This window comes from Rhizobium sp. WYCCWR10014, from assembly GCF_001657485.1.
Classification (GTDB): Bacteria; Pseudomonadota; Alphaproteobacteria; order Rhizobiales; family Rhizobiaceae; genus Rhizobium.
The window spans coordinates 100766-123801 of record NZ_LXFU01000027.1 but is presented as its reverse complement, the minus strand read 5'-3'; the positions used below and the strand labels follow the sequence as shown (position 1 = coordinate 123801).

20 protein-coding genes are annotated in these 23036 nt (G+C 60.6%); 13 read left to right on the top strand and 7 right to left on the bottom strand.

What is annotated here, in order from left to right; translation table 11 throughout:
* Window positions 1-42: 42 nt before the first annotated feature.
* Window positions 43-1578 carry a PAS-domain containing protein gene (locus tag A6U98_RS07120; RefSeq protein WP_064649203.1) on the bottom strand — a complete coding sequence of 512 codons (1536 nt, stop codon included), beginning with the start codon at window positions 1576-1578 and terminating at the stop codon, window positions 43-45.
* A gap of 418 nt (window positions 1579-1996) precedes the next feature.
* On the opposite strand from A6U98_RS07120, the gene A6U98_RS07115 reads away from it, so the two are divergent.
* From A6U98_RS07115 to A6U98_RS07060, 12 genes are all read left to right on the top strand, one after another.
* Window positions 1997-3043: a LacI family DNA-binding transcriptional regulator gene (locus tag A6U98_RS07115; protein ID WP_064648973.1), complete on the top strand. Its 1047-nt coding sequence runs from the start codon at window positions 1997-1999 to the stop codon at window positions 3041-3043.
* Between the two features lie 9 nt (window positions 3044-3052).
* Window positions 3053-4666: an acyl CoA:acetate/3-ketoacid CoA transferase gene (locus tag A6U98_RS07110; protein ID WP_064648971.1), complete on the top strand. Its 1614-nt coding sequence runs from the start codon at window positions 3053-3055 to the stop codon at window positions 4664-4666.
* Window positions 4659-5438, top strand: a complete 780-nt coding sequence (locus A6U98_RS07105) for an enoyl-CoA hydratase/isomerase family protein (protein WP_064648969.1) — start codon at window positions 4659-4661, stop codon at window positions 5436-5438. The genes A6U98_RS07110 and A6U98_RS07105 overlap by 8 nt, the downstream gene beginning before the upstream one ends.
* A complete protein-coding gene (locus A6U98_RS07100; protein WP_064648967.1) occupies window positions 5438-6958 on the top strand; it encodes an aldehyde dehydrogenase family protein in 1521 nt (506 codons plus the stop codon). Before A6U98_RS07105 ends, A6U98_RS07100 begins: the two co-directional genes overlap by 1 nt.
* An 88-nt stretch (window positions 6959-7046) precedes the next feature.
* The gene (locus A6U98_RS07095) at window positions 7047-8309 is read left to right on the top strand and encodes an ABC transporter substrate-binding protein (protein WP_064648964.1); all 1263 of its coding nucleotides are present in this window, start codon (window positions 7047-7049) and stop codon (window positions 8307-8309) included.
* Window positions 8310-8436: 127 nt separating this feature from the next.
* Entirely contained in the window at window positions 8437-9390 is a 954-nt protein-coding gene (locus A6U98_RS07090) for a sugar ABC transporter permease (RefSeq protein WP_017993669.1), read from the top strand.
* A complete protein-coding gene (locus A6U98_RS07085; RefSeq protein WP_064648962.1) occupies window positions 9387-10373 on the top strand; it encodes a carbohydrate ABC transporter permease in 987 nt (328 codons plus the stop codon). The genes A6U98_RS07090 and A6U98_RS07085 overlap by 4 nt, the downstream gene beginning before the upstream one ends.
* A gap of 3 nt (window positions 10374-10376) precedes the next feature.
* Window positions 10377-11492 carry an ABC transporter ATP-binding protein gene (locus A6U98_RS07080; protein WP_064648960.1) on the top strand — a complete coding sequence of 372 codons (1116 nt, stop codon included), beginning with the start codon at window positions 10377-10379 and terminating at the stop codon, window positions 11490-11492.
* 15 nt (window positions 11493-11507) lie between these two features.
* Window positions 11508-13058, top strand: coding sequence for a GMC family oxidoreductase (locus A6U98_RS07075; RefSeq protein ID WP_064648958.1), 1551 nt, complete (start codon window positions 11508-11510; stop codon window positions 13056-13058).
* Window position 13059: 1 nt separating this feature from the next.
* On the top strand, window positions 13060-14715 hold the full coding sequence (locus tag A6U98_RS07070; RefSeq protein WP_029875562.1) for a GMC family oxidoreductase N-terminal domain-containing protein: 1656 nt from the start codon (window positions 13060-13062) through the stop codon (window positions 14713-14715).
* Between the two features lie 25 nt (window positions 14716-14740).
* Complete coding sequence (locus A6U98_RS07065) at window positions 14741-15919, top strand: Gfo/Idh/MocA family oxidoreductase (protein ID WP_064648956.1); 1179 nt, start codon at window positions 14741-14743, stop codon at window positions 15917-15919.
* Window positions 15916-18000 carry an FAD-binding protein gene (locus tag A6U98_RS07060; protein ID WP_064648954.1) on the top strand — a complete coding sequence of 695 codons (2085 nt, stop codon included), beginning with the start codon at window positions 15916-15918 and terminating at the stop codon, window positions 17998-18000. Before A6U98_RS07065 ends, A6U98_RS07060 begins: the two co-directional genes overlap by 4 nt.
* 48 nt (window positions 18001-18048) lie before the next feature.
* Here the strand turns inward: A6U98_RS07060 and A6U98_RS07055 are convergent, their stop codons facing one another.
* The 3 genes from A6U98_RS07055 to A6U98_RS07045 form a co-directional block, all read right to left on the bottom strand.
* Window positions 18049-18231 carry a hypothetical protein gene (locus tag A6U98_RS07055; RefSeq protein WP_064648952.1) on the bottom strand — a complete coding sequence of 61 codons (183 nt, stop codon included), beginning with the start codon at window positions 18229-18231 and terminating at the stop codon, window positions 18049-18051.
* 106 nt (window positions 18232-18337) lie between these two features.
* Window positions 18338-19132 (bottom strand): exodeoxyribonuclease III, encoded by a 795-nt coding sequence (gene xth / locus A6U98_RS07050; RefSeq protein ID WP_064649201.1) that lies wholly within the window; start codon window positions 19130-19132, stop codon window positions 18338-18340.
* Window positions 19133-19299: 167 nt separating this feature from the next.
* Entirely contained in the window at window positions 19300-19797 is a 498-nt protein-coding gene (locus A6U98_RS07045; protein ID WP_064648950.1) for a hypothetical protein, read from the bottom strand.
* A 297-nt stretch (window positions 19798-20094) separates the two neighbouring features.
* On the opposite strand from A6U98_RS07045, the gene A6U98_RS07040 reads away from it, so the two are divergent.
* A complete protein-coding gene (locus tag A6U98_RS07040; protein WP_064648948.1) occupies window positions 20095-20589 on the top strand; it encodes a hypothetical protein in 495 nt (164 codons plus the stop codon).
* Window positions 20590-20615: 26 nt separating this feature from the next.
* Here A6U98_RS07040 and A6U98_RS07035 read toward each other — a convergent pair whose 3' ends face one another.
* The 3 genes from A6U98_RS07035 to A6U98_RS37075 all read right to left on the bottom strand — a co-directional run bounded on the left by A6U98_RS07035 (window position 20616) and on the right by A6U98_RS37075 (window position 22869).
* Window positions 20616-21239 carry a response regulator transcription factor gene (locus tag A6U98_RS07035; protein ID WP_064648945.1) on the bottom strand — a complete coding sequence of 208 codons (624 nt, stop codon included), beginning with the start codon at window positions 21237-21239 and terminating at the stop codon, window positions 20616-20618.
* 2 nt (window positions 21240-21241) lie between these two features.
* Window positions 21242-22630 (bottom strand): sensor histidine kinase, encoded by a 1389-nt coding sequence (locus tag A6U98_RS07030; RefSeq protein WP_064648943.1) that lies wholly within the window; start codon window positions 22628-22630, stop codon window positions 21242-21244.
* Window positions 22631-22692: 62 nt separating this feature from the next.
* On the bottom strand, window positions 22693-22869 hold the full coding sequence (locus tag A6U98_RS37075; protein ID WP_184497875.1) for a hypothetical protein: 177 nt from the start codon (window positions 22867-22869) through the stop codon (window positions 22693-22695).
* Window positions 22870-23036 lie beyond the last annotated feature (167 nt).

Below are 23036 nucleotides of genomic sequence, written 5' to 3'. Positions count from 1 at the left end.
ATTGTGAGAAGGATAGGGTAGATATGCAGGACAGCAATCCTGTCAGGCAGCGTTATTGGCCGCGGAAGCTTTGCCGTTTCTCTTGATGGGAAGAGTTACGGTGAATGTCGATCCGCATCCTCTTGCGCTTCGAACCTCTATCGAGCCGTTGTGCAGTTCGATGATCTGCTTCACCAGATTGAGGCCGATACCGGTTCCGGCAATCCCGGTCGACGTCCGGGCCCGAAAATAGCGCTGGAACAGCCGGGGCACGTCTTCCGGGTCGATGCCCACCCCGTCATCGCTAACCGAAACTTTGATGTTTCCTGTCTCCGCCCATGCGGTGACGCGAATTTCGGAGGTTCCAGGCGCGTATTTGACGGCATTGGAAAGCAGGTTGGTAAAGACCTGTGCCAAAGTGCGGGGATCGGCATCTATGAACTCCGGCAGCCCATCGATATCCAGCACGAAGCTGTGCGACTTTGCGATCGTCGACTGCCGCTCGCAACAGGTTTTTATCAATGATTTCAATGCGCAGGCGTCGTAATTGATATCGATCTTGCCGGTATCAAGGCGTCCGGCTGACAGGATGCTCTCCATGAGATCGACAATCCGGGTCACCGATGCGCGGATTTGATCGACCTTGTCGCTGAGAAATTCGGGCTCGACCGTCCCCCTTTTTCGCAGCAGCCGCTGGGCAGCAGCGTCGATGATGGCCAGCGGGGTCCTGAATTCATGGGATGCCATCGCCACGAACTGCCGCTGCAATTCGTTGATGTTCCGCTCCTGCGCCAGCATGCGCTCGAGTTCCCGCGCCTGCCGCTCGACTTCCGCCGTGCGGCTCTGCACTGTCGCTTCGAGTTGATCGTGATGCCGGCGCAGTTCTTCCGCAAGTCGAACGGTCTTGGTGACGTCCTCATGGGTGGCCACGTATCCACCGCTTTGCATCGGATTATGGGTGATCTTGATAATGCGCCCATCGGCCAGGACGATGTTCTGGCTGGCCGGCGCACCGCGGGCTGTTGCTTCAAAGACCACGTCGAAATAGGTCGTGGTATCGGCCGGGCCATTTCCCTCCCGGCTGCGATAGGCCAGGATATCCACAAGTGGCGTCCCCGGTTTCGTCAGCAGGTCCGGTAGATTGTACATCCGTGCGTAGGAGGCGTTGCACAATATCAGATTCTTGGTCGAATCGAACATGCACAGCCCATGCGGCATGTTGCTGAGGGCTGCGTCGAAACGGCGATGTTGTTCGGTCAGGCTGTCTTCGACGCGAATGAGAGTCGAGATGTCTTCGTAACTGAGGATCCAACCTCCATCCCGCGATGGGGCGCAGGTCAATGAGACCATCCCTCCGTCGGAAAGGGCAAACTGAGACGTCGGCGGTCCACCGGCCATCGATCGCCGGGATGCCACCGCACGGCAGTCTGCAGTGCCCGGCAATCCGTCGATATTCATACCTTTGCGAATGGCTCCTTGCGGAAGGCCGAGAATATCAAGCGTGCGTGAATTGAAAGCCGTCACCATACCGGCAGGATCAAGCAGAACAATGCCCTGAGGCAGGCTCTCCAGAATGGATTCAAACGAGTGTGACATCATCCGGCCCTGCTTCAGATCTGGCGCGTTGCACGTATCCGTAGCATTGGTCAGAAACGATAAAGTTTCGCTAATGGAAGCCCTTCCTGCTTTTACCGGAAGGTCCGCCGATTGCGCCGCATTGATCGCTTCGACGGAAATACCGGGCGAGCCTGAATCTTCCACATTTTTGCCGCCAACGCATCGGGCGGTAGTGCGCCACGTACGATTTTGCAGGTCGAAAAATATCGACATATGCCTCTCAGTCATGGTCATCTATTAGATCGTTCCAATTTTTTGGATGAGATTCCGGCAATCGAGGAGCCGGAAATTTGCCGCATATGCTCTCCATGGATAACGGCGGGTATAAATTTTACTTGACAGAATTGGAACGTTCCAAATATTTAAGGCGATCGGTTGACGTTGGCGCCGGGAGGAAAATGTGACAAAGGCGCGGGTAACCGTCATCGACATTGCGAAAGCCGCAGGCGTCTCGAAATCGACGGTTTCGCTGGTGCTTCAGGGCTCCTCCCTGGTCAACGAGGGGACGCGTGCCAAGGTCAATGCGGTGATGCGCGAGCTGGGCTACGTCTACAATCGCGGCGCAGCCAATCTTCGGCAGGCCGGCGCCAAATCGAGGATCATCGGGGTCGTCGTGAACGACCTGACGAACAGCTTCTTCGCTGAGCTGGCGGTCGGCGTCGATATGGTCGTTCAGTCGGCCGGGTTTGTGCAATTCCTGTCGAACACCAGCGAGAGCATCGACAGGCAGCGTGAGGTTGTCGCATCGATGCGGGAACATGGCATTTCGGGGCTCATCGTGTCGCCGGCTCGCGCCACCGATGCCGCAGACTTCAAGCCGCTCGTCGCCGCAGGGATTCCGGTGGTGGTCGTCGTCAGAAACCTGCCTGGTGCCAAGGTCTCGTCCGTCGTCTCCGACAACCGGGCTGGCATGGTGTCTGCGGTCAAGCACTTGGCAGAGCTTGGTCACAAGCGCATCGCTTTTCTCGGCGGCTTTACCGACACCGCTGTCTTCGACGACCGCCTTGCCGGTTACCGAAGCGGCATGGAAGCCGCCGGGCTCGACTATCACCAAGACCTTGTCATCTCGTCGGCGCCTTCGCGAGCTGGCGGGGTGGAGGCGATCGGAAAAGCAATCGTTCTTGCCGACAAACCCACAGCAGCCGTCTGCTTCAACGATGCCGTAGCCTTCGGTGTTTGCGACGGATTGCGTGCGCGCCGTCTGGAGCCCGGCTCCGACTTCGCGGTCGTGGGTTTCGACGACGTCATCGAGGCTCAGGCGGCAGTTCCCGCGCTCACGACGGTCTCGGTCCATCCGCAGGGCATTGGGCGCCGCGGCGCGCAACTGCTTCTCAAGCAGATCAATGCGGGCAAGGCCGAGGCGGAGACGGTGACAACAGCGGTTCGGCTGGTTGTTCGCGAGAGCTGCGGAGCCCGCAAGAGCGTAAAAATCGAAACAGGACTCTGAGTAACGCCCATGAAGAAGTATCTCACCCCGACCGAAGCGGCCGCGCTTATCCCGGATGGCGCTGTTGTAACGGTGTCTTCCTCAAGCGGTCTCGGTTGCCCGGACCTCATGCTGAAGGCGATTGGCGAACGTTTCGATGCGACCGGTCATCCCCGTGATATCACGACCATTCACCCCATCGCTGCCGGCGACATGAGCGGCATCAAGGGCGTCGACCATATCGCCAAGAAGGGGCTGCTCAAGCGCATCATCGGTGGCTCCTATCCGTCCGGCCCGTCGTCATCCGAGCCGCCGCTGATCTGGCAAATGATCACCAACAACGAAATCCCCGCCTACAACATTCCCTCGGGTATCCTCTTCGACATCCATCGCGAGGCCGCCGCGAAGCGGCCGGGTGTCCTGACCAAGATCGGCATCGATACATTCGTCGATCCAGAGCGGCAGGGTTGCGCGATGAACGGCCTGGCTTCGGAGCATCCGGTGGTCAAGCGTGTGCGCTTCGAGGGCGACGACTGGTTGTTCTTTCCCTCGATCGTCCCTGAGGTCGCGATCATCCGCGCCACCACCGCCGACGAGCGCGGCAACCTGACATATGAACATGAAGGCGCCTATCTCGGCGGCCTCGATCAGGCGCTTGCCGCACGCAACAACGGCGGCATCGTCATCGCGCAGGTCAAGCGGATCACCAAGGAAGGCTCGCTGAAACCCCATGACGTTCGGGTGCCTGGAATGCTGGTCGACTATGTGATCGTCGATCCGGAGCAGAAGCAGACGACGCAGACGCAATACGATCCGGCAATTTCCGGGGAGATCTTCCGCCCGCTCGATAGCTTCAGCGTTCCGGAGTTCAATGTTCAGAAAGTCATCGCGCGTCGCGTCGCGCAGGAACTTCAGGCGGGGAGCTGCGTCAATCTCGGCTTCGGCATCTCGGCCAACGTGCCGCGCATCCTGCTGGAGGAAGGGCTCCACGGCGCCGTCACCTGGGTCATCGAGCAAGGCGCGGTCGGTGGGGTGCCGTTGCTCGACTTTGCCTTTGGCTGCGCCTCCAATGCCGACGCCTACATGCCGTCTCCCTATCAGTTCACCTATTTCCAGGGCGCAGGCTTCGATGCCTCGCTGCTGTCCTTCCTCGAGATCGGCAAAGACGGTTCGGTCAACGTCTCGAAGCTCTCGTTCCGGCCGCATGTGACGGCTGGCGCCGGAGGCTTCGTCGACATTACCGCGCGGGCAAAGAAGATCGTCTTCTCCGGCATGTTCAATGCCGGAGCGAAACTTTCGATCGCCGATGGGGCTCTTCTCATCGAGAAGGAAGGCAAGTTGAAGAAGCTCGTGAACGAGGTCGAACATGTCACTTTCAGCGGCAGGCGCGCGATCGAGCAGGGGCAGGATATCACCTATGTCACCGAGCGGTGCGTGATGAAGCTGACGCCTGGTGGTATCGTCCTCACCGAGATTGCGCCCGGCGTCGATCTCCAGTCTCAGATCCTCGATCAGTCGGAATTTCCGCTGATCGTCGCGCCCGACCTGAAAGTGATGGATGCCGAGCTCTTTAGGGAAGCGAACATCGGCCTGTCGCTTCCGGTCAAAGGGGCACGGACGCTGAAGGGCAGCTTCCATGGCTAGCGGAACAGTCAGAATTGATGTCGATGGACATGTTGCGACACTGACGATTTCTCGTCCGGAGAAGCTGAACGCGCTCGACCTCGACATGCTCAAGGCGTTGGCGGATGCGGCCGACGAGGTGGAGGCTAACGCCAATGTGCGCGCTGCCATTCTCACGGGCGAAGGAAAGGGCTTTTCCGCCGGAGGCGATATCAAGGCCTGGGGCGGAATGTTGCCTCAGGAGTTCGGTCATCTCTGGGTTCGGCACGGCCATCGCATCTTCGAAAGACTGGCGACGCTCAGGATACCGCTGGTCGCGGCTCTAAATGGCCACGCCCTCGGGGGAGGGCTTGAACTTGCAGGGGTTGCCGACATTCGCCTCGCCGAGGAACAGATCAAGATCGGCCTGCCCGAGACCGGCCTTGGCATGGTGCCGGGCTGGTCCGGGACCCAGCGTCTGGTGCGCCGGTTCGGGGCGCAGGCCGTCCGGCGTATGGCCTTGGGCGGCGAGATATTCACCGCCGAGGAGGCACGCCTGCTCGGGATCGTAGACGCGGTTGTTCCCACAGGAAACGCGCTCGCGGCCGCCCGGGAATATGCGCAGCGGATCGCCGCAAGGGGGCCGGCTGCGACCGAGATCGCGAAGTTGATGATCGCATCGGCAAACGGCGAAGACAACGGAACCGCGGTCGAAGCCCTGGGCTCGATCCTCGCTGCGAAGACCGGCGATCTGAAGGAGGGCGTCGCATCATTCAGCGAGAAGCGCCCGGCAACGTTCAAGGGAGAATGGTAATGACGGTTCTCGTCAACCCCACCGCGCTCAGCGACCACAAAGCGCGTGATTTCAAGATGCTCATCGATGGCAAATGGGAGGCTGGTGCCTTCGATCCGATCGAGCGTGTCGCGCCGAGCCATGGCGTCGTGGTCAGCCGGTTTCCGACCGGCAGCAGGAAGGACGCCGAACGTGCTATCGCCGCGGCACGCAAGGCCTTCGACCTCGGACCGTGGCCTCGGATGACCGCTTCCGAACGTTCCGCCATCCTGCTCAAGGCTGCCGATCTGATCGCCGCGCGTGCGGAGGAGCTGGCATTTCTCGATGCTATCGAGGCAGGAAAGCCGATCAGCCAGGTGCGTGGAGAAATTGCAGGCTCCGTTGACATATGGCGCTACGCGGCGGCGCTTGCCCGCGACCTCCATGGAGAGAGCTACAACACGCTCGGCGACGGCACGCTCGGCGTCGTCTTGCGCGAAGCGATCGGCGTGGTGTCGATCATCACGCCTTGGAACTTTCCGTTCCTGATCGTCGGCCAGAAGCTGCCGTTCGCCTTGGCCGCTGGCTGCACGACCGTCGTCAAGCCCTCGGAATTGACCTCAGGATCGACGCTGGTGCTGGGAGAAATCCTGCAGGAGGCAGGCGTTCCGGATGGCGTGGTGAACATTGTCACCGGTACGGGACCCGAGGTCGGAGCGGTCATGACGTCCCATCCAGACGTCGACATGGTGTCCTTCACCGGCTCGACCGGCGTCGGAAAGCTGACCATGTCGAATGCCGCGCAGACGTTGAAGAAGGTCTCGTTGGAACTGGGCGGGAAGAACCCGCAGATCGTCTCTCCGGATGCCGATCTCGATGCCTTCATCGATGCCGCGGTCTTCGGCGCCTACTTCAATGCCGGCGAGTGCTGCAATGCCGGCTCGCGGCTGATCCTTCACAAATCAATCGCTTCCGATGTCGTCAAGCGGATCGCCGAGCTGTCGAAGGCGGTGAAGGTCGGCGACCCGCTCGATCCTTCGACGCAGGTCGGCGCCATCATCACGCCTGAGCATCTGGAGAAGATATCAGGATACGTCGCCGGCGCGAGGAGCAGCGGTGCCCGGGTCGCGCATGGCGGCGAGACACTTGATCTCGGCATGGGGCAGTTCATGTCGCCAACGATCCTCGAAGAGGTCACCCCCGATATGGCCGTGGCGCGCGAGGAAGTCTTTGGTCCGGTGCTTTCGGTCCTGACATTCGAGACATCCGCCGAAGCCATCAGGATTGCGAATTCCATCGACTACGGCCTGTCGGCCGGTGTCTGGAGCCGCGATTTCGACACGTGCCTGACGATCGGCCGGTCGGTGCGGGCAGGGACGATCTGGATGAACACCTTCATGGACGGCGCCTCGGAACTTCCCTTCGGCGGTTACAAGCAAAGCGGCCTCGGCCGTGAGCTCGGCCGCCATGCGGTCGAAGATTACACCGAGACCAAGACGCTCAACATGCATATCGGCAAACGCACCAGCTGGTGGATGCCGCAGACGGAAAAGCTGGCTTAGCCGGCGGCCAAACTACGCCCGGGGAGGGCGGGTGATTGGTGCGGGAATGGGTCCCGCATCTTCCAAACTGGAACTGGGAGGTTCTTCGATGAACAGGTTTTTGACCACGACCGCAATGATCGCATTGGCTCTGGCCAGCGCTAGCGTGTCCGTACGCGCCGCCGACGTCAAGGAAGTGCAGATGCTGCACTGGTGGACGTCTGGCGGCGAGGCGGCGGCACTGAACGTATTGAAGCAGGATCTTTCGAAGGAAGGTTTTGCCTGGAAGGACGTTCCGGTTGCCGGCGGTGGCGGCGATGCGGCGATGACGGCGCTGAAGGCGATGGTGGCGGCCGGCACCTATCCGACAGCCTCGCAGATGCTGGGTTATACCGTGCTCGATTATGCCGAGGCCGGCGTCATGGGCGACCTGACGGAGACGGCGAAGAAGGAAGGCTGGGACAAGTCGGTTCCGGCCGCACTGCAGAAGTTCTCGGTCTATGACGGCAAGTGGGTTGCTGCCCCTGTTAACGTCCACTCGGTCAACTGGCTGTGGATCAACAAGGCTGTGATGGACAAGATCGGCGGCACCCAGCCGAAGACCTTCGACGAGCTGATCGCGCTGCTCGACAAGGCCAAGGCCGCAGGTGTCATCCCGCTCGCCCTTGGCGGTCAGAACTGGCAGGAAGCGACGATGTTCGATTCCATCGTGCTGTCGACCGGTGGGCCGGAATTCTACAAGAAGGCCTTCAACGACCTCGACGAGGAATCGCTGAAGTCCGACACGATGAAGAAGTCCTTCGACAATCTGGCGACGATCATCAAATATGTCGACCCGAACTTCTCGGGCCGCGACTGGAACCTGGCGACCGCCATGGTCATCAAGGGTGACGCGCTGGTGCAGGTGATGGGCGACTGGGCCAAGGGCGAATTCGTTGCCGCCAAGAAGACGCCGGATACCGACTTCCTGTGCTACCGCTTCCCCGGCACCGACGGCAGCGTGGTCTACAACTCCGACATGTTCGGCATGTTCAACGTTCCAGACGACCGCAAGGCGGCCCAGGTGGCGCTGGCAACGGCAACGCTGTCGAAGAGCTTCCAGTCGGCCTTCAACGTCGTCAAGGGTTCGGTGCCGGCTCGTACCGACGTTCCCGATACCGACTTCGACGCTTGCGGCAAGAAGGGCATCGCCGACCTGAAGGCAGCCAACGAAGGCGGCACGCTGTTCGGCTCGCTGGCGCAAGGCTACGGCGCTCCGCCGGCGATCGCCAATGCCTATAAGGATGTCGTCTCGAAGTTCGTCCACGGCCAGATCAAGACCTCCGACGAAGCCGTCAAGCAGCTCGTCCAGGCGATCGACGACGCCCGCTGAGGCCACGTGTGATGACAAATGCTTCCCCGCCTGCTGGCGGGGAAGCTTCAGGCTCCGCGCCGATCATACGGGATGATCATGCGGGGCCGATTGCCCGGACGATCATGCAGGCAGGAGATGACATTCCATGAGCACCGTTGCGACCACCGATCCGGTTTTGACGCCGAGGCAATCGACGGGGATCTCGTTGAGGGGCCGGCTGCAGGATGCGCTGCCGAAGATCGTGCTGGCGCCGAGCTTCGTCATCACCATCATCTTCGTCTATGGCTTCATCGTCTGGACGGCCTATCTGTCCTTTACCAATTCCAAGACATTCCCCTCCTATGCGCTGACGGGGCCACGCGCCTATCAGCGGCTGTGGCGCTGGACCTTCGAGAGCGATCCGCCGTCCTCCTGGTACACCTCGATCACCAACATGGCGATCTTCGGCTTCCTCTATGTCGGCATCTGCCTGGCGCTCGGTCTCTTCCTCGCCATCCTGCTCGACCAGAAGATCCGCGGCGAGAGCGTGTTGCGGCCGATCTTCCTCTATCCGATGGCGCTCTCCTTCATTGTGACAGGCGTTGCCTGGAAATGGTTCCTCGATCCCGGCCTCGGGCTGGAACAGACGCTGCACCATTTTGGCTGGACGAGCTTCCACTTCGACTGGATCAAGAACAAGGACTTCGTCATCTACACCGTCGTCATCGCCGGCGTCTGGCAGGCGTCGGGCTTCGTCATGGCGATGTTCCTGGCCGGCTTGCGCGGCATCGACGGCGAGATCATGAAGGCAGCGCAGATCGATGGCGCTTCCGCCTTCCAGCTCTATCGGCGCATCGTCATTCCGCTGCTGCGGCCGATCTTCCTGTCGGCCTTCATCGTGCTCGCCCATATGGCGATCAAGTCCTACGACCTGGTGGTGGCGCTGACCTCGGGCGGCCCCGGCGGCTCGGCCTGGCTGCCGTCGAACTTCATGTATGAATACACCTTCAAGCGCAACGAGATGGCCGTCGGCTCGGCCAGCGCCATCATCATGCTGATGACCATCTCGGCAATCATCGTGCCCTATCTCTATTCCGAACTGAAGGAGAAGGCGCGATGAGCAGCGTGACCTCTCCGATAGCAACCTCGACCGCAACGCTGCCGCAGGGCAGCGATCACAGGAACGACAGCAAGAACAGCAACAACACCCGCTGGATCGGCCGCACTGTCATCTACGGCCTGCTGCTGATCTTTGCCGTCCTCTATCTGATGCCGCTCTTCGTCATGCTGACCACCTCATTCAAGACCATGGACGAGATCCAGAACGGCAACATGCTGGCGCTGCCGCAATCGCCGACCTTCGACCCCTGGGTCAAGGCCTGGGGCGAGACCTGCGTCGGGCTCACCTGCGCCGGCATCAAGGGCTACTTCTGGAACTCGATCAAGATGGTCGTGCCGGCTGTGGCAATCTCCACCATCATGGGGGCGCTGAACGGCTATGTGCTCACCAAATGGCGTTTCCCCGGCCACACGCTGGTGTTCGGGCTGATGCTGTTTGCCTGCTTCATCCCGTTCCAGTCGGTGCTGTTGCCGATGGCAACGATCCTCGGCTCGCTCGGCCGCTTCGGCATGACGCTGCAGAATACCACGGGCTGGAACTTCGGCTTCGGCAATCCGACCGTCAATCTGGTCTTCGTGCATGTCGTCTATGGCCTCGGCTTCACGACGCTGTTCTTCCGCAATTTCTATGAGGCCTTTCCGACCGAACTGGTGCGGGCCGCCCAGGTCGATGGCGCCAGCTTCTTCCAGATCTTCCGCCGCATCATGCTGCCGAACTCGCTGCCGATCATCGTCGTCACGGTGATCTACCAGTTCACCAATATCTGGAACGACTTCCTGTTTGCGTCTGCCTATGCCGGCACTGGTGAATCCATGCCGATGACGGTGGCGCTGAACAATGTCGTCAACACCTCGACGGGCGTCGTCGAATACAATGTCAACATGGCGGCGGCGATGATCGCCGCCGTGCCGACGCTCATCGTCTATATCCTCGCCGGCCGCTACTTCGTGCGCGGTCTGATGGCGGGCGCTGTCAAAGGGTAATCCATGGCCTTCCTCGAAATCTCCGGTCTCAGAAAACGCTTCGGCGCCGTCGACATTCTCAAGGGGATCGACCTCGAACTCGAAAAGGGCGGCTTTCTCGTGCTGGTCGGCCCGTCCGGCTGCGGCAAGTCGACGCTGCTCAACACCATTGCCGGGCTGGAGACGATCACCTCTGGCGATATCAAGATCGACGGGCGCGACATCAGCGGCCTGCATCCCTCCAAGCGCGACATCGCCATGGTGTTCCAGTCCTATGCGCTCTATCCGAACATGACGGTGGCGGGCAACATCGCCTTCGGCATGGAGATCCGCGGCGTGCCGAAGGAGGAGCGTGTCAAGGCGATCGCCCAAGTCTCCGACATGCTGCAGATCGGCCATCTGCTCGACCGCAAGCCGAGCCAGCTCTCCGGCGGCCAGCGCCAGCGTGTCGCCATGGGGCGGGCACTGGTGCGCAATCCGCAGGTCTTCCTGTTCGACGAGCCGCTGTCCAATCTCGACGCCAAGCTGCGGGTCGACATGCGCACCGAGATCAAGCGGCTGCATCAGCGCATGGGCACCACCTTCGTCTATGTCACCCATGACCAGATCGAGGCGATGACGCTGGCGACCAAGATCGCCGTGCTGAAGGACGGCGTGCTGCAGCAGTTCGGCACACCGGCCGAGATCTATAACAGCCCGTCCAATATCTTCGTCGCCGACTTCATGGGCTCGCCGGCGATGAACCTGCTCAACGCCACCGTCGAGAACGGCGCCGGCGGGCTCGAAGTCTCGCTGGAGCGGCCGAATGCCGCCCCGCTGAAGCTCCCCGTCATCGCAGGCAACAATGGCCTGACCGCCTATACCGGCAGACAGGTGATCTTCGGCATCCGGCCGGAGGCCTTGACCGATCCCGATGGCGCCGACCGCAAGGCGCGCTCGCTGACCGAGGGTGATTGCCTGATCGAGGTGGTCGAACCGGCCGGCTCCGACACCTTCGCCGTCACCAAGCTCGGCGGCAAATCCGTCGTCGCCCGCCTGCGCGCCGATACCGGCATCGCTCCAGGACAAAACACCCGCCTGGCATTCAATCTCGACAAGGCCGTGTTCTTCGATCCGGAAACACAGGCGCGGATCGGGTGATGGCCAGGTGTTAACATGAGCAGTTCACCTGATATCGTCATCATCGGTTCAGGCGTCGGCGGCGCCACGGTCGCGGCCGGCCTGGCCGCGACCGGCGCGCAGATATTGATCCTCGAAGCCGGCGATCATATCGCCGACCTTCCTGTTAACCGCGACCAACGCGCGATCTTCCAGCGGGGACATTTTCGACCGAAGGAAACCTGGTACGAGGCGAACGGCAAGGGTTTCAATCCCGGCAATTATTACAATGTCGGCGGGAATTCGAAGTTCTACGGCGCCGTGCTGTCGCGCTATCGCGAGCAAGATTTCGACGTCATCGAGCACCGCGAGGGTGTGTCGCCGGCCTGGCCGTTTCCGTATGAAGCGCTGGAGCCGTGGTATTGCCAGGCCGAACGCATGTACCAGGTCCGCGGCAGTCTGGGCGAAGATCCCACAGAACCGCACCACTCGACGGCCTACGAGTACTCGCCCGTCCCGGACGAGGCGCCGATCGCCGATATCAGGGCGCGCCTCAAGCAGAAAGGCTTGCATCCGTTTTCCCTACCGCTCGGCCTGGATCTTGACGCCTGGCTCTCCAAAGCACGCACGCCATGGGATGCGCATCCAAACGCACGCGACGGCAAGATGGATGCCGAGACCGCAGCCCTCACAGTGGCGCTGAGACACGAGAACGTGCGGCTCGAAACCAATGCGCGTGTGACGCGGCTCGACACGGAAGCGGGGAGCCGGATCGACCGGGTGACGTATGTCAAGAACAGGCAGACGGTAACGGTTTCGGCGAAGATCGTGATCCTCTCCGCCGGGGCGGTCCAATCATCAGTGCTTTTGCTGCGTTCGAAAAACGACCGCTTCCCAAAGGGTCTGGCGAACTCTTCCGACCAGGTCGGCCGCAACTTCATGAATCACAACGCGTCCGCCGTCATCGGGGTCTCGCCGCGGTTTAGGAATACCTCCATCTACCAGAAGACATTTGCCTTCAACGACTTCTATCTTTCCGACGGGGAGGGAGGGCCGCCCCTCGGCAACGTGCAGCTCCTCGGTCGCATCTCTGAAAAGGTTCTCAAGGGCTCTCTGCCGCAGGCACCGGAATGGCTTCTGCGCTTCATAACAGGCCATGCCATCGACTTCTATGCGATGAGCGAGGACGTTCCCAATCCCGAAAGCCGCGTGATGGTGGATGGAGATCGGATTATTCTCCAATGGCAGCGAACCAACTGGGACGCTCACCTTGCCCTTGTCGCCAAGTTGAAAACGATCCTGAAATCGATCGGATTTCCGATTGTCCTGTCGAGACCCTTCGACAAGCGCACGCCCTCCCATCAGTGCGGAACGATCCGCATCGGAAACGATCCCGCGACTGCGCCGCTGAACACCTATTGCCGTTCGTATGATCACGAAAATCTCTTCGTCGTCGACGCCAGTTTCCTCCCCACATCGGCTGCGGTGAATCCCGCGCTCACCATCGCCGCTCAGGCGCTGAGAGTGGCAGATCACATCGCGTCGAAGGACTTTGCAGGCATGACACAGGCGCTGGCGGTCACCAGGCCGGATGCAACAGGACAGTAAAATGGGATTCGATTACATCATCACTGGCGCCGGTCCGGCAGGATGCGTTCTTGCAAGCCGGCTGAGCGAAGATCCCGATGTCAGCGTCCTCCTGCTCGAAGCGGGCGGAGGCGACTGGAATCCGCTCTTTCACATGCCGGCGGGCTTCGCCAAGATGACCAAAGGTGTCGCAAGCTGGGGATGGGAAACCGTTCCCCAGAAGCACATGAAAGGCCGGGTGCTTCGCTATACGCAGGCGAAAGTCATCGGCGGCGGCTCGTCCATCAACGCCCAGCTCTATACACGCGGAAACGCGGCGGATTATGATCTCTGGGCTCGTGAAGACGGTTGCGAGGGCTGGGACTACCGCTCGATCCTTCCCTATTTCAAACGCGCGGAGGACAATCAGCGCTTCGCTGACGATTATCACTCCTATGGCGGTCCGCTGGGCGTCTCGATGCCGGCTGCGCCGTTGCCGATCTGCGACGCCTATATCCGTGCAGGCCAGGAGCTCGGCATTCCCTATAATCACGACTTCAACGGACGCCAGCAGGCGGGAGTGGGATTTTATCAGCTCACGCAGCGCAACCGCCGCCGGTCGTCGGCTTCGCTCGCTTATCTCTCCCCGATCAAGGATCGGAAGAACCTGACGGTCCGGACGGGCGCGCGTGTCGCGCGTATTATCGTGGAGGGAGGTCGCGCGACGGGCGTCGAGATCGTGACCTCGCGCGGCTTGGAGATCGTGCGCGCCGAACGCGAAGTGCTGGTGTCATCGGGCGCGATCGGATCGCCGAAGCTGCTTTTGCAGTCTGGCATAGGACCGGCCGACCACCTGCGGTCGGTGGGCGTCAAGGTGCTCCACGATCTGCCGGGTGTCGGCGAAAACCTGCAGGATCACCTGGATCTTTTCGTCATTGCTGAATGCACGGGCGATCACACCTATGATGGCGTTGCAAAACTCCACCGGACACTTTGGGCCGGTATTCAATACGTCCTGTTCCGCACCGGTCCGGTCGCCTCGTCGCTCTTCGAGACCGGCGGCTTCTGGTATGCCGATCCGCAAGCCCGTTCTCCTGATATCCAGTTCCATCTCGGCCTGGGTTCGGGCATCGAAGCCGGTGTCGAGCGGCTCAAGAATGCGGGCGTGACACTTAATTCCGCCTATCTGCATCCGCGCTCGCGGGGGACGGTGCGTCTGTCATCATCCGACCCGGCCGCCTCTCCATTGATCGATCCCAACTACTGGTCCGATTCCCACGACAGGACGATGTCCCTGGAGGGGCTCAAGATCGCGCGCGAGATCATGCAACAGGCGGCGCTGAAGCCCTATGTCATGGCCGAAAGGCTTCCTGGGCCGAAGGTGATGACCGACGAGCAGCTTTTCGACTACGGCTGCGCCAACGCAAAGACCGACCATCATCCGGTCGGTACCTGCAAGATGGGGACAGGGCCTGAAGCGGTTGTCGGGCTTGATCTCAAGGTCCATGGCCTGGAAGGCCTCAGGGTCTGCGATTCATCCGTCATGCCGCGCGTGCCGTCATGCAATACCAACGCGCCGACGATCATGGTCGGCGAAAAGGGATCGGACCTCATCCGGGGCTTGCCGGCACTTTCCCCCACCATCTTCGCCTACGAACGCAACGATGCGCGGCCTCGGTCCCGTGCCGAAATCCGTTAAAGCCATCTCGAGAGGAGAGACGACAATGTCTGAAGTCAGAGTTGCAGTGCTTGGCGCCTCGGGCTGGATGGGAAAGGTCCATACGATGGCCTATCAGACCTTTCCGCATTTCTTCGGAGTGTCGGAGGGAACGGCACGGATCGTGGCTCTCGTCGAAGGTCCCTCGAAGGCAGCCGGGGATCTCTCCCACAGGGCGCCGGGTGCAAGAATTCTTCAGGATTGGAATCTCGCGGTCGCTGATCCTGATGTCGATCTGATCGATATCTGCCTGCCCGACCACCTTCACTACCCGGTGGCCAAGGCGGCCTTGCTGGCCGGCAAACATGTCTATTGCGAGAAGCCGTTGGCAAACACCGCCGCTGAAGCGCGGGAACTGGCCGACATCGCCCGGGCGAAGGGCGTCATTACCCGCGTTGGACATGCTTTTCCTCGCAATCCCGTCCATGATCTGGCGAAAGACATTATTCAATCCGGCGAAATCGGCGAGATCAAGCTGTTCCGCGGCTGCCAGCACGTCGACATGTATGGCGATCCGAGCGCGCCCTTCATGTGGCGCGCCGATGGAAAGCTTGCGCCGACCGGGATCGTCGGTGATACCGGTTCGCACATCTTCAGCTTCATGGATTTCCTGGTCGGCCGCGTCAGTTCGCTGATTGCCGACAATCTCATCGTGACGACGCGCCGGCCTGTCGTCGAGGGCCTTGCCTATGGCGAAGAGGTGAAACTGTCAGGTAACGAATCCTGGGCTGATATCACCAATCCCGATGCAACGAACCTGCTGTGTCGGTTCGAGAACGGCGCCGGCGGGATCGTCGATTTCAGCCGAGTCGCGACCGGCCGCAAGTTCATGCAGACCTACGAAATCTATGGAACGAAGGGCAGCATCGCCTATAGCTACGACGAGATAAACCGGCTGCGCTTCTATTCCAACGACGACCGGACGGGACGGCGCGGCTTCAGGGAGATCGACGTGGGTCCGGAGAACCCCACCTTCAGGGCTTTCCTTCCTCTGCCCAATTTCGGCCTAGGCTACAATGAAAGCAAGATCATCGAGGTGGCCGAGGTGATCCGCTCGATCGTTGCAAACCGGCCGATGTGGCCGACATTCGATACCGGCCATCACATCTGCCAGATCGTCGACGCATGCATGGAGTCCTCCCGCGAGAGGCGCTGGGTCGACATCCCGTTGGCTGAACGCGGATGACCATAGACGTTCCGCAGGACATTCTTGACGCACTGACCGATGTCGACATGCCGCGGCTCCCAACCGAGCCCGCCCCTTCGGAAGTGATCCGGCTCGCCGGCCTCGAGGTGCCGATCTATCGGGCCGGTTGCGTCGTCGTCGGATCCGGCGCGGCAGGTCTGCGAGCCGCGATGGAAATGAAGCGGCGCGGCGATGACGTCGTCATTATCAGCCAAAGCGCATGGGGGGGAACCTCGGCTTGTTCGGGATCCGACAAGCAGACCCTTCACACTGCAAATACGGCGGATCAAGGCGACAATTACAAGGCGATGGCCCGCGCCATCCGCAGCGGCGGCGCAATGGACGAGGACACGGCCTATGTCGAGGCTGTGGGCTCGTCCAGAATGATGGCATCGCTCCAGTTCTTAGGCCTGCCGCTGCCGCAGGATCCGCTGGGCGGAACGCTCAGATATCAGACCGACCATGACGAAGTCGGCCGCGCTACCAGTTGCGGTCCACGCACCTCGCGCCTGATGGTCAAGGTGCTGGCCGAGGAGGCGCTCCGGCTCGGAGTGCCGTTCTATAACCAGACCACCGCGGTAAGGATCCTCATCGGGGGCGATGGCGATGACCGCCATGTGGTCGGGATAGTCGCCATGCGCGCCAGCGACCGCAGGGAGGAGAACCCGCTGGGCATAGCGCTGTTCGTCAGTGGCTTGATCGTGCTCGCCGCCGGCGGGCCGGGCGAACTCTATCGCGACAGCGTTTATCCCAACGGCTGCTTCGGCTCTTTCGGATTGGCGCTCGAGGCAGGCGCCGAATTCGTCAACCTGACCGAAAGCCAGTTCGGCATCGGAACGCGCAGGGAAGGATTCCCGTGGAATCTGTCGGGCACCTACGTCCAGGCGATCCCGCATATCTACTCGCTCGATTCAGACGGCGCCGAACACCATTTCCTGGCAGAATACTACCGCAGCACGCAGGAGCTGGCTTCGAACGTCTTTCGCAAGGGCTATCAGTGGCCATTTCACGCGACGCGCATGCTCGATTTCGGCTCGAGCCTGGTAGACCTTGCCATCTCCCGAGAAACCGCCGCAGGGCGGCGCGTCTTTATGGATTTCAATCGCAATCCCCTATCCATGCCGGGCGACCTGCCGTTCAGCCTGGAAAGACTGGACGAAGACGTCCGCGACTATCTCGGCAAGGCCGGCGCCGACCAGGACATGCCGATCGATCGCTTGAAGCATATGAACCCGCTCGCGATCGAGCTCTACCGCCGCTACAAGATCGATATCGCCGAGGAGCCGCTGGAATTTGCGGTCAACAATCAGCACATGAACGGCGGCATCATGGTCGATACCTGGGGCCGCAGCAGTCTCGGCGGCTGTTACGCTGTCGGAGAAGCAGCGGGCACACACGGCGTGACGAGGCCGGGTGGAGCAGCGCTCAATGCCGGGCAAGTCTTCGGTACGCGCGCGGCAGAGCACATCAGCGCCAGCGGCAGGGCAAAGCGGCACCCCACGGGGGATATAACCGATATCGCAGAGGCGGGCATCGCCGACCTCCTTGCCGGCCTTCGCAAGGACAGCCCGCTCACCGTCAAATCAATCCGCTTGGCAGTGCAGGCACGAATGAGCGAGAAGGCTGGCATCATCTGCGATCAGGAGAGCGTAGGCAGAGCCTTGGTCGAAGCGCGGAAACTGAACGCTGAAATTCGCGCCGACGGCATTGCCTACGGTCGCGCAGCGGAGGCGGTTCGATGCGTGCAATGGCGGCATATGGCACTTGCGTCGGAAGCCGTGCTCAGCGCGCTTGATTTCTTCATTCGCAATGGAGGCGGCAGCCGTGGTGCGCGGGCGATATGCGATGCGGAGGGCGAATCGCTTCCGCTGGCGCGCTCAGGGCCGTTGCAGGATTATCGCTTCCGGAAGGAACGCGAAGCGCATCGCAAAGAGCAGATTATTGTTCGTCTTGATGGGGATGAGATCAGGCTTTCAACGCGTGCGAACCGCACATTCGATGAAAGCGCCAGGTCCTTCTTCGAGCGAGACTGGCCAGCCTGGCTGACAGGCCGCATCTATGATCTTGGTGCCGACAAATGAGGTTATGCCGGTAATCGGAGCCACTTCGAGATGGAGCCCTGCGACAGATCAATCGGGATTCGGAACGGGGGGCGGAACCCGGACGCGCTCGGTGTCGTCAGAGCCTTCGGCGATAGCTTCCTCGCTTCTGCGCACCCGCCTTGGTGGATCCTTGCCTTCGACCGGCTTCGGCGACAATTGGTCGTCGGCCTGGATCTCGTCGGTGTTCAGGTAGTTCTTGCTTTCGTCCATAGCGGTTACTTCCGGTTGGAAAATGCGGGGCAGGAATGCCATCCCGCGCTTTGGGCTAACTCTCGGCGGCGTCACAGGTTCCCTCGCTCGCGATCGACATCGCGGCTTATAGATCGGCTCCAGCTTCGGAAACGTCGAGCTCGATCATGACGGGCGCGTGGTCGCTCGTATGCTCCCAGCTGCGCGGCTTTCTCCTGACTGTTGCCGATCGAAGCAGCGGGGCGACTGCCGGACTGAGCAGGAAGTGGTCGATCCGGAGCCCTGCATCACGTTCGAAGCTGTTCCGCCAGTATTTCCAGAAGGTGTAGATGCGCTCCTCTGGATGCAGATGTCTGACGGCATCGGTCCAGCCCTCAGCGACAAGATCAGCATAGACCCTGCGCACTTCCGGCCTGAAGAGGGCGTCGTCCAGCCAGCGTTCCGGCTTGTAGACGTCGATCTCCGTCGGCATGACGTTGAAATCACCGGCCAGGATCGAAGGCACCTCGAGCTCGAGGAGTTCGGCGGCGTACACCTGTAGGCGGCGGAACCAGCGCAGCTTGTAATCGAATTTTACTCCTGGAAACGGATTGCCGTTGGGAAGATACAGGCATCCGATCAGCATGCCGTCGACGGCAGCTTCGATATACCGGCTGTGAGTGTCGTCAGGATCACCGGGGAGACCGCGCCGCGTCAGGATCGGTATCTTGCCTTTTGCCAGGATCGCAACCCCGTTCCAGGATCTCTGCCCATGCCAGATGGCGCCGTACCCGGCTCGTTCGATCTCCTTTCGCGGAAACCTGGCATCGTCTGTCTTCAGTTCCTGGAGGCAAACCACATCAGGGGCGTCCTCCTTGAGCCAGCGAAGCAGGATGTCTAGCCGCCCATTGATCCCGTTGACATTGTAGGTTGCGATTTTCACGATGCCCTCGGAAGTCGAAGCACGCACGGGACTCTAGAAGAGCTCCTGAGTTTCGTCCTCAGGAGACCGCCCGCAATCGTCCTAATGGTGGCGGCTCTCCACACCGTAATGTCCCGCGGGTCGATTCCCCTCGGGGTGATCGAGCGAGCCGACTGTCACTTGGCTCCTCAACGCGTCGCGCCGAAGACGAAGGCGATGCCGGCGACGATCGCTGCGGCTGTCAGCGGCTGCCGGCGTATGCGATCCTCGAGGTCATGGACGAATGTGCGTGCTTCCGCCTTTGCCAGGCGGGCTGTTCCAGAAGCCAGCTCCGAAGCAGATTCCGCCATCCGACCGGCTTCCTTCTGAAGCGCGCGCATTTCTTCGCGATCCACATGAGATCCTTCGGAGGAGCGGGCGGTTTCACCGCTTGAACGTAGGGCTTGATCCACGAGTGGAAACTCCTCGTCCAGCCTGGTGGGATCTGGCTCCCGCTTCACACGCTCAGCCGCCTCGACGTCGCTGCGGCCGGCGGGAATGGAGGTGTGGGTGGCTGACACCGGGTCGGACGCCGGAAAGGTATCCTCGATTGCTTTGTCGAGTTCGCCTTTTCGCGCCAGCTTCCGCTGCTCTGCCTGCTCTTTTTGCATCGACTGCACTGCCGGGGAGTCGTTCGGATTTGCCATTGGGATTTTTCCTCTGTTGCACTTCGATAATCAAAGCGACGACAGGGAAAGAAGTTCCATAGAAATGCTTCCGCGTTTAACACCGAAAGGATTGAACAGAGGTCAGCAAACTCGCGCTTACGATGACATCGCACGGCCCTTTTCCGATGACGAGCATTGCAATCGGGGGGCAAGCCGGACCAAAGTCTTGCCGACGCTACTACCTAGGTCGGTTGCATTATTTATTCGGAACAGCGAGAAAGCATACGTCATATATTTTATGGGAAACCGCGAGGAACGGACGAACGAGGCTATGGCATGAATATCCGGAAACGCGATTTTCTAAGATTGGGCGGCGGCGCCGCGGTCGCCCTCGTCGCTGCCGCATCACCAGCCAGTTTGAATTTCGGCGGTTCCCTTCCTGTTCTGGCGGTGGACTTTGCGCAGGCAAAGGACGGCAACAACGGGAATGGCAACGGCAATGGTGGAGGGAATGGCAACGGCGGCGGTAACGGCAATGGCAACGGGGGAGGGAATGGCAACAGCGGTTCCGGGAATGGCAATGGTGGCAATTCTTCCGGCGGAAATTCCTCCGGTAGGGGATCTTCTACCTCTAGCACGGGATCGTCAGCAGGATCGGAAGCGAAAGCGACGGCAGCGTCCGATGGCTCGATCGACGTCCGTCATTCGAATGGCATCACGGAAGTCCTGCAGCGCGGCCGCTACATTATGAAGGACTCGAAGGGCCGGACGATCATAAATAGACAGGCAACGGCCAACGATGCCCGCCGGCTGAGCCGCTTTCTTCGCTGAAGCGTGATAATCGGGCGATGTCCTTTTCAGCGGCGTTCGCGCCATTGTAGAGCCGCTTCAGTCCTGTTTGAGGCGCCGAGCTTGCTCAGAATCTGGGTCATATGGTGCTTCACAGTCTTTTCCTGCAGGCTGAGACGCAAGCCGATATGCTTGTTTGACAGGCCTTGAGCGACAAGATCCATCACCTCGCGTTCCCGTGGCGTCAGGCTGCTTTTGTCGGAGGCTCCGCCATTCAAGGAATTTTCCATGACTTTCGCCGACATCGTCGGCGAGATATATCGCGAGCCACGCAGGACGGTTTGGATTGCTTCGGCGAGGCCACGCGAACCGACACCTTTCAGAACATAACCCATCGCGCCCCGTTGCAGAGCTCCTAGTAAAGTGTCCACCTCCTCGGATACCGTCAACATCAGCACTTTCGTTGTCGGGCTCCGCGCCAGGACGTCACTGATCGCCGACAGTCCGCCGCCGGGCATCGAGACGTCAAGGAGCATGATGTCGGGGTGGTTGTCCGAAGCGATCATCGCGGCGTCATCGCTGCTGGCCCCCTCGCCAACGACGATAAAGCCGCTGATCTCAGAGAGGCTACGCGTTACACCCTCGCGAAAAAGCGGATGATCGTCCACGACGCCGATGGTGATTGCTGTCATCCTTACTCTCCCACTTCCATTGGCTCGAAGATCATGGTCACGGTCGTTCCTCCTTCGCCTGTCCTGATGTCGAAAGATCCTCCCAGACTGTCGATGCGCTCCCGCAACCCCACGAGGCCGAGGCTCGTTGGCCTCACCTCGGTCGGATCGAAGCCGTCGCCGCGATCGCTGACCTCGACACGGACATGACCCTTATGCGAGACGGCCCTGACCGTCTGCTGAACGCCGCCGCCGTGGCGATAGGCGTTGTTCAAGGCTTCTTGAACGAAGCGATAGATACAGATCTTCACGGCGGGGGGAAGTTCCGGCCCATCCTCGTCGACAATCGTTTCGACATGGCTTTCGGTCTTGTGTTGATGCGCGTCGATGACCCGCGTGACGATCTCGGTGATTGAGGATTTCTCGATCTGCGGAAGCACCAGTCCGCTGCAGATACTGCGGATCTCTGTCATCGCTTCTGCAAGGCTCGAGCGTATCCAGGCAAGTTCCTTTTCGCGCGCTTCTGGCTGGGTGGACGCATTGATCAACACGTCGCTGTCCAGGCGCAATGAGGCATAGGCAATGTGCTGGGCCGGACCGTCGTGCAGATCGGCACCGATGCCGCGCAAATATGTTTCGTTCAGCGCCGCCGCCCGCTGGGAGGCGCGCTGCAAGCGCCGCTGGAGTCCGCGGTTTTCCGCCAGCAGCGCAGACAGTTCGGTGACTCGTTCTTTGAGATCCTTGCGTTGCGCCTCTATCGTGCGGCTACCCCGGAACACGAGAACGGAGAGAACAAGGAAAAAGGTCGCCGTGAGGGCGGCGACGGCACCCCAGCTCCGGAGCCTGGCATGCGCCAGACTATCGCCCAGTCCTTCTGCTGTCTCGTAGAACTCAAGGACGGCGACCGCCTGTCCGGACCATGGCTGGAGCACCGGGTTATAGATTTCCATCAGCGGCTTGCCGAGCGCGCGCTCCTTGTCGCTTTCCGGATCGCTGGCGATTTCGTAGCGGGCGACAAGAGATCCTGCGAATGCCCTCTGCAGCTTGTCGCTGACCGCAAACGTTTTGCCCACCAGCTCCTTCTCGTTGGAATAGAGGATGGTGCCGTCGCTTCGCCACAACTTGAAAGAAACAAGACGCTTGCCGAGGGCACCTTGACCGAGTGTTTCGTCCAGAGCCTGAGCACTTACGTCGTCCAGCAGCGACTCTGTTTGCATATTGGGAAGTAGCGGCGCGATCACGCTGTCCACATAGAGCGCCGTCGCCGCCCCCGAATTGTGGATGACGGTCTCCTCTATCAGGTGGCTCACAAAAAAGCCCACCACGAACATGGCGGCGATCGAGATGAGCCCACCCGCGATGAAGAACTGGGAGGCGAGTGAGCGGGCATTCCAGCGGCGAAGCCAATTCATTTTGATACCGGTAAGAGACTGCCCGATTAACCTAACGCGTCTTTAGAGTTTTCCAAACAGCATCAGGGCACATTCCTGGTATCGAACACCTCGGCGCCCGTTACGCTCTGGGTCAACGCTGCGGTATCGCCGGACATGGCTGCACCGAAGATGTAGAGAAGGGCGGCCAGAACGATAACAAGTGCGAAGACGGACGCGTTACAGGCGTCATTCACTCGGGATCTATGACTCTGGTTCATGTTCGGATCTCCTTCAGTATCGTTCGAAACGGCGCGAGTCCGACGCGCGTTCCACCCCAGGGACTTCGGTCCGACAGGGTTGGGACTAAGGTCTGACCCCGTAGACATCAGCGTATTCAAGCATATTTCCTGACTGACGAAGCTGAGGTTCGGAGGCTTGTGAGTGG

Coding starts and splice junctions, on each gene's coding strand:
- A6U98_RS07080 (WP_064648960.1), top strand. CDS start 10,377: ATGGCCTTCCTCGAAATCTCCGGTCTCAGAAAACGCTTCGGCGCCGTC.
- A6U98_RS07095 (WP_064648964.1), top strand. CDS start 7,047: ATGAACAGGTTTTTGACCACGACCGCAATGATCGCATTGGCTCTGGCC.
- A6U98_RS07055 (WP_064648952.1), bottom strand. CDS start 18,231: ATGGACGAAAGCAAGAACTACCTGAACACCGACGAGATCCAGGCCGAC.
- A6U98_RS07040 (WP_064648948.1), top strand. CDS start 20,095: ATGAATATCCGGAAACGCGATTTTCTAAGATTGGGCGGCGGCGCCGCG.
- A6U98_RS07110 (WP_064648971.1), top strand. CDS start 3,053: ATGAAGAAGTATCTCACCCCGACCGAAGCGGCCGCGCTTATCCCGGAT.
- A6U98_RS07120 (WP_064649203.1), bottom strand. CDS start 1,578: ATGATGTCACACTCGTTTGAATCCATTCTGGAGAGCCTGCCTCAGGGC.
- A6U98_RS07090 (WP_017993669.1), top strand. CDS start 8,437: ATGAGCACCGTTGCGACCACCGATCCGGTTTTGACGCCGAGGCAATCG.
- A6U98_RS07035 (WP_064648945.1), bottom strand. CDS start 21,239: ATGACAGCAATCACCATCGGCGTCGTGGACGATCATCCGCTTTTTCGC.
- A6U98_RS07030 (WP_064648943.1), bottom strand. CDS start 22,630: ATGAATTGGCTTCGCCGCTGGAATGCCCGCTCACTCGCCTCCCAGTTC.
- A6U98_RS07085 (WP_064648962.1), top strand. CDS start 9,387: ATGAGCAGCGTGACCTCTCCGATAGCAACCTCGACCGCAACGCTGCCG.
- A6U98_RS07075 (WP_064648958.1), top strand. CDS start 11,508: ATGAGCAGTTCACCTGATATCGTCATCATCGGTTCAGGCGTCGGCGGC.
- A6U98_RS07105 (WP_064648969.1), top strand. CDS start 4,659: ATGGCTAGCGGAACAGTCAGAATTGATGTCGATGGACATGTTGCGACA.
- A6U98_RS07045 (WP_064648950.1), bottom strand. CDS start 19,797: ATGGCAAATCCGAACGACTCCCCGGCAGTGCAGTCGATGCAAAAAGAG.
- A6U98_RS37075 (WP_184497875.1), bottom strand. CDS start 22,869: ATGAACCAGAGTCATAGATCCCGAGTGAATGACGCCTGTAACGCGTCC.
- A6U98_RS07060 (WP_064648954.1), top strand. CDS start 15,916: ATGACCATAGACGTTCCGCAGGACATTCTTGACGCACTGACCGATGTC.
- A6U98_RS07070 (WP_029875562.1), top strand. CDS start 13,060: ATGGGATTCGATTACATCATCACTGGCGCCGGTCCGGCAGGATGCGTT.
- A6U98_RS07100 (WP_064648967.1), top strand. CDS start 5,438: ATGACGGTTCTCGTCAACCCCACCGCGCTCAGCGACCACAAAGCGCGT.
- A6U98_RS07065 (WP_064648956.1), top strand. CDS start 14,741: ATGTCTGAAGTCAGAGTTGCAGTGCTTGGCGCCTCGGGCTGGATGGGA.